The organism is Caldisericaceae bacterium, from assembly GCA_036574215.1.
Classification (GTDB): domain Bacteria; phylum Caldisericota; class Caldisericia; order Caldisericales; family Caldisericaceae; genus Caldisericum.
In genome coordinates this window covers 21831-28061 of the sequence record JAINCR010000023.1, presented here as the reverse complement: position 1 = coordinate 28061, position 6231 = coordinate 21831, and the positions used below count along the sequence as shown (strand labels likewise).

At 31.6% G+C, this 6231-nt stretch carries 7 protein-coding genes; 3 read left to right on the top strand and 4 right to left on the bottom strand.

The window, feature by feature from the left end; translation table 11 throughout:
- Together K6343_01355 and holA are read left to right on the top strand one after the other, a co-directional pair.
- The coding region (locus K6343_01355) for an asparagine--tRNA ligase (protein ID MEF3244623.1) at window positions 1-239 on the top strand (239 nt) is incomplete at its 5' end.
- Window positions 236-1240 carry a DNA polymerase III subunit delta gene (gene holA, locus K6343_01350; protein ID MEF3244622.1) on the top strand — a complete coding sequence of 335 codons (1005 nt, stop codon included), beginning with the start codon at window positions 236-238 and terminating at the stop codon, window positions 1238-1240. The genes K6343_01355 and holA, both read left to right, overlap by 4 nt.
- Here holA and rpsT read toward each other — a convergent pair.
- The 4 genes from rpsT to K6343_01330 all read right to left on the bottom strand — a co-directional run bounded on the left by rpsT (window position 1237) and on the right by K6343_01330 (window position 5236).
- Window positions 1237-1500 carry a 30S ribosomal protein S20 gene (rpsT, locus tag K6343_01345; protein MEF3244621.1) on the bottom strand — a complete coding sequence of 88 codons (264 nt, stop codon included), beginning with the start codon at window positions 1498-1500 and terminating at the stop codon, window positions 1237-1239. The genes holA and rpsT overlap by 4 nt on opposite strands.
- Before the next feature lie 96 nt (window positions 1501-1596).
- Window positions 1597-3303: a M3 family oligoendopeptidase gene (locus K6343_01340; GenBank protein MEF3244620.1), complete on the bottom strand. Its 1707-nt coding sequence runs from the start codon at window positions 3301-3303 to the stop codon at window positions 1597-1599.
- Window positions 3303-4283: a hypothetical protein gene (locus K6343_01335; GenBank protein ID MEF3244619.1), complete on the bottom strand. Its 981-nt coding sequence runs from the start codon at window positions 4281-4283 to the stop codon at window positions 3303-3305. Before K6343_01335 ends, K6343_01340 begins: the two co-directional genes overlap by 1 nt.
- A gap of 14 nt (window positions 4284-4297) precedes the next feature.
- Complete coding sequence (locus K6343_01330) at window positions 4298-5236, bottom strand: ROK family protein (protein ID MEF3244618.1); 939 nt, start codon at window positions 5234-5236, stop codon at window positions 4298-4300.
- A gap of 137 nt (window positions 5237-5373) precedes the next feature.
- On the opposite strand from K6343_01330, the gene K6343_01325 reads away from it, so the two are divergent.
- The gene (locus K6343_01325; GenBank protein MEF3244617.1) at window positions 5374-6228 is read left to right on the top strand and encodes a tyrosine-type recombinase/integrase; all 855 of its coding nucleotides are present in this window, start codon (window positions 5374-5376) and stop codon (window positions 6226-6228) included.
- The last annotated feature ends 3 nt before the right edge of the window (window positions 6229-6231 follow it).

The window sequence follows — 6231 nt, the reverse complement described above, 5'->3', positions numbered from 1 at the left end:
GCGAAATTATCGGGGGAAGTCAAAGGATACATGATTATGATTTACTTTTACAGCGAATGAATGAAAATAACCTTCCAATTGAAAATTACCAGTGGTATCTTGACTTAAGAAGGTATGGATCAGTTCCCGATAGTGGATTTGGTATAGGAATAGAAAGAACACTTGCATGGATTGCCAAGCTTCCCCATGTAAGAGAAACAATCCCTTTCCCAAGATTACTTGAAAAAATATATCCATGAGGGAAGCATCCGCATTAGAGATATTAACCGAACTTGAGAACACTCTCCCAAAAGAGCCTTTGTTGGTTCTTATGGGAGAGTCTCACTATTTAAAGGATCAGATTATAAAAAAATATTCAGAAAAATTATTTGGTAGAGATATTTCAAGCCTTGGATTGATAAAAACATCAGGATACGAATTTAATATAGGAGAATACACAAATATTGTCTCAACACCACCATTCTTAAATAATAAGTTGCTAATTATAAAAGACGGGGAGGCAATTTCAAAACAGAACCTTCAAAAATTGCTATCAACAAAAATTATTGATAATGTTAAGGTAATTCTCTTCTATTTAGGTAAAGAAGAAAACTTAGGAAAAGGAGACTTCATAATTGTTAAAGATTACACGATACCACAAACTCATATAGAAAAATGGATTGAAAAAAAGGCTAAAGATTATGGCAAACTCATTTCAAAAGAGGCAGTAAAAGAACTTATAAGTAGGCTTGATTCTAATTTATTTGAACTTTCAAACGAAATTAAAAAACTTGCAATGTTTGTAGGTGCAAAGAAAAGCATTGAAGAAGAAGATGTTAAAGAAATTGTGCAAAAGATGAAAGAAGAAGACATATTTGAATTTATAAACGCAGTCATCAACATGGAGAAAGATAAAGCAACGGAGCTTCTTGACTATTTTTTAAAAACTGCAAACCAAGAGAATATAATACTCTCACAGATTTTAAAGACATTCTCAATATACCTTATAGCATACGATTTAAAAAAGGAGTCAAAAACACAGAAAGAAGTAAATGAATACATAGCAAGTTTTTTTGGCAGTTTTCTTAAAAAAAGGACACTTGACGGTATTTATAGAAACCTTGAAAAAATAGATATAAAAAACCTTGTTAGACAATACAACATATTAACAGATATAGATATAAAATCAAAATCTGGAGAAATCGAACCAAAAGAAGCCTTGCGCACCTTTATAGTAGAAAAAGTTACAAGGCAGTATTAAGCTTGCTTATCCGCTTTATTTTTAAGGTTAAATTTCTTCATTAAGTTCGATTTCTTACGGGCTGCTGTATTTGGGTGAAGAATACCCTTAGACTCAAGTTTATCGATTATTTTTATTGCTTCTTTTACCTTTTCTTCTGAGTAGTTGCTCTTCTTAGCAAAATCTAAAGCCCTTTTAAGAGCTATTGTATAATATTCATTTCTTTCTCTTCTTTTTTCACTCTTAATAACTGCTTTCTTAGACGCTTTTAAAATTGGCATTAATAACCTCCCTTAAAATAAAATTCCTTAATAGGATAACAAATTTTTAAAATAAGTCAAGAGTAAATAAATTATTTTAAACACAAATTTTTACCTTTAATCTAAATTCTTTAGTTCATTTGCTGCAAATTCTAAAATTGATTTAACATAATCCTCACTAAAATTAAACTCGATTCCTGCTTCTTTATACAATTCATTTACAGGTTTTTTATAACCCATACCTAAGAATCGTTTATAATCTTCAACTGTCTTCTTAGGATTTTCCTTAAAATTCTTATACATTGCAAGAGCACCTAATTGAGCAAATCCATATTCAATGTAGTAAAAAGGCACCTCAAAAATATGAAGTTGTTGCATCCATAACACCTTAAGATAATCATACAGACCATCCCAATTAACACCCGTATTGAGTTCTTCCATGAGATTTACAAAATACTCCTCTCTTTCTTTTTCGCTTGCGTTAGTTGTATAAACAAAATGCTGGAAACTATCTACGGCTATACACCAAGGCAAAAACGACAAAGCCCCTTCGATCTCTTCACGTTTAGCCTTCTTTAAGTCGGCTTCATTATCGTAGAATTCAGAAAGATATTCAACAGTAAACATTTCCATGCTCATAGATGCAAGTTCCGCAACTTCCATCGGATATTCTTTAAACTGATGAATAAGAATAGGTGAAGTATATTTAGCGTGTAATGAATGCCCAGATTCATGAAAAAGCGTCCTAACATCTGAATTTAAACCTACGGCGTTCATAAAAATGAAAGACGAGCCATGCTCAGGAAGTGGCATGTTATACCCACCAGGGGCTTTACCTTTGCGGTTTTCAAGGTCCAAGAAATTTGATACTTTCATTCTCAATAGGTTTTCTCCAAATTCTTCATCAACTGAAGATAGGACTTTTATAGATTTATTAATAAATTCCTCAATTGTATTAAATGGTTTTAAAACTTTGTTATCAAATTCAACTTGGGTATCCCAAGGTCTTAAGGTATCAAGCTTTAATTTTTGTTTTCTTATTTCGTTTCTCTCTTTTAAGAATGGCACAACGACATTTTTTACAGCAGTATGAAAACGTAAAACATCTTCCACGCTATAAGAAAATCTACCCAAAGCTAAATGCTTGTAATCTCTATAGTTTTTGAAGTTTGCATTTTCTGATTCTTTATTTCTAATATGCTTCAGTTCATCGTAAACATCTGATAAGTAAGGTGAAATCTCTTTTAAAGCATTATACTTATGAAACCAAGCTTGCTCTCTTACCGACCTATTTGGGTCCTTCAAAAAAACGTTCATTTGAGAAAATGTCTTTTCTTCTCCATTAAAATTAATAATTAACTTAGCAATTGCCTCACCATATTTATGAGAAATCTTTTCCTCTTTTATGAATAAAGGAATGTTTTCCTCTCTAAAGATCTTTAGCGCATTTTCAATTATCTTATTAAGATGATTGAATTCTCCTCCCAGAGTATCTTTAAAAGGAGACTCATAATATTTTTTCTTCAATAGATAATCATACTGCATGGCAACACTTATTACATCGGAATAGAACTTTTGGAAATCTTCCACATATTCATTATTATCCATAAAACGTGTCATATTAATATATTTAAAAGCATAAACCTCTTCTATAATATCTGCAAGTTCACCCCATTTTTCAAGGAAATTTATGAGTTTATCACTTGTTTCAATGTTTTCGTTAAGTAAATCCTTTAAGGCGTTTAATACTTCCTCTTTGTTAGATCCATCAAAACTTTCACTAAAATACTTTCTTGACCTTTTCCTGATGATTAAATCATCCATCATGCTGCTCTCCTCCTTAATAAATATAATTTATCGAAACAGTCTTTTAATTCTTTGTAGAGAATATTGGTATTTGATTCATTCCAAAGAGATTCATCTTCTCGGACAAAAGTGGTCTTATCAACTCTGTTATCGAAAATAGACACTGGGATAAAGAAGGATTCTTGATCATTCTTAACTAAAATAAAATCTTTTTTGGGTGAATTTTCAACCAAATAAAGCATGTCATCTACCCCATACTCTCTTAACATCACTTCAAGTGGAACTCCATGGTGTAGAATTGAACCTGGATCGTTTGGGTTAGCTCTTTCAAAATTCTTCTTACGGGATTCTTCAGGTGTCACCCAAACATACATGATACCTGCTTTTGAAAGAATTTCTTCACTAAGGGCACTTAAAGTATGAGCATATCCATATGGATAGGAAATAGGAAATTGAGAGTTATAACTTCCTCCTCTTGCAAACTCTATAATGAACGTTGCTTTACTAAGGTCTTTATTCGCGTTAGCATTTATATTTAAAAGAATATCTCTTGATTCTTTATCGAGTTTTAAAGATAATTCCTTTAATAGCCCTTCTTCTAACGATAAAATCCTTTCATCTATATTAAAAAGCTCTGCAGATTCGTCAATTCTTTTTGCGAGAGTCAAAAATGGATTCTCAGGGTTATGGAAGTTTTTATTCACAATATCAGAATATTCAAGGTTGATTAGTTGTGTAAGGGTAAGCCAATCTCTACCATCAGTAAACGGGCTTTCGTTAGATTTATAAAAGATACGTTTTTGAGAAAGTTTTTCAAGTTCTTCATCAATACGTCTCATTAAAAACACGTATGGAAAATCATCTATGTGTATGTCTTCTCCAAGGTGAAAATCTTTTTTAGAATAATGTTTAGGAAGATTATTGACAAATTTCCTAATCTCCGATTTTCCAGATGCAGGCAAACCAAGTAAAAGGATAACATCTAAAGTTTCTTTCATAATTCTTACCTCCTTCAATATTTTGAAAAAGGAAGCAAAGCCGCTCCAATTGCAACTCCCTCGTTTTCAAGTTCAGAAAAAAGAAATTCAACGGATTCTGCTTCTATTTTCAAAGTGTTTCTATAGAACGACTCTAAAACATCATTAAAAATCCCCTTTAAAGACATTCCCAAGCCACCACCAATAATTACTTTCTTTGGGTTAAGTAGATTAACTACAATTGATAAGCCCAAACCTATTTTATCAGCTACATACTTTAAAGTATTTTTAGCATTTATATCGAAGTCTTTAAATTTAAAAATAAAAGGTGTATCAATCTTCGAGGAATCATTTGAAAAGTATGCTAAAAGGGGAAGTTTATCATAATTTTTAATATTCTCAATGTAAATTCTTTTAATCGCAGGTCCTGAAGCAAAAGTTTCAAAACAGCCTAACTTTCCACAGCCACATTTAGGACCGTTTGGGTCCAAAGTTATATGACCAATTTCGCCAGCTAAGTTGTTCGCCCCTCGAACAAGCATTCCGTTTGAAATAATTGCTGCACCGATACCTGTCCCAAAAGTGATAAACAAAAAATCCTTCGTGTCTTTTGCTGAACCCACAAATAACTCCGCAAGAGCCCCCGCCTTAGCATCATTATCAACAAAAACGTCTTTACCAAATTTATGCTCAAAAATACTTTTAATATTAATTTCCTTTAATGCAGGGATATTGGGAGACGCATGGATAACTCCTAAGTAGGCATCAATAAAACCTGCAATTCCAAAACCTATGCTCAAAACTTCGGGTTTATCAAGTGTTCTAATCACTTCTTCTAAAACGTTGGTAATACTTTCTGCAGATGATGAATCATATTTCTCAACATTAACATTCTCAACTATCTCAAAATTTTCGTTTATCCTTACTCCTTTGATTTTTGTGCCACCTAAATCAATCCCAATATACTCTTTCATCTCTAATCATTTATACCATGTTAAAAATTTTAGTCAAGACAATTGAATAGTAGAGATCTATACAAAACTATAATTTTTTTAACAACGCAAACGGTTACATTTTTGCTTATTTTAAACTTCCTAATATAATGTTTAATATGGAAAACTTAGATAAGGAACACATAAAAAGCCAATTTGCCATTTATCTTCTAATGAAAGGTTATTCAAATCTTACTGTAAAAAACTACATTTATATAGTTAACGATTTTTTAAAAAGTTCATCTCTACCTGATGCACAATCAATACAAAAGTATTTTTTAAGAAAAAAAATAACTAAAAACACAAGGGCAACTCAAACACTAATACTAAAAAGTTTTGCAAAATTTATAAAAAAAGAACTCAAAATTGATTTTGAAGTCTCTGATCCTCCGAAAACTTCAAAAACACTCCCCGTATTCTTAACAAAAGATGAAGTAAGAAGACTTCTTGACGTTTCAAAAAACCATTTAAGAGATTTTACCATTCTTACGTTTCTTATTTACACAGGAGTAAGAGTTGGAGAACTTGTAAATTTAAAAGTAGAAGACGTTAATCTTGAAGGAAGATATGTAAAAATTAGAGGTAAAGGTGATAAAGAAAGATTGGTGCCTTTATCTAACGAATTGACAGCAATTCTTTCTATGTACATGGAAAAGAAAAAAAATGAAACAGAGTACCTATTTGAAAGTAATAGGCACAAAAAATTTTCTCCACTTACCATTCAACTCATGGTAAGAAAATATGCAAAACTTGCAAATATACCCAAAAAAATCACACCGCACAAACTAAGACACACATTTGCAACACTTGCCCTCGAATCTGGTATAAGCCCAATAACTATAGGAGAACTCTTAGGACACAGTTCTCTTAATACAACAATGAAATATACACACGTAACAAATAAGTTGGCAATGGATGCAGTTAAAAAAATAAGCGAGTTTACCGATCTTAAGGATATGATAACAAATAGTTAAATT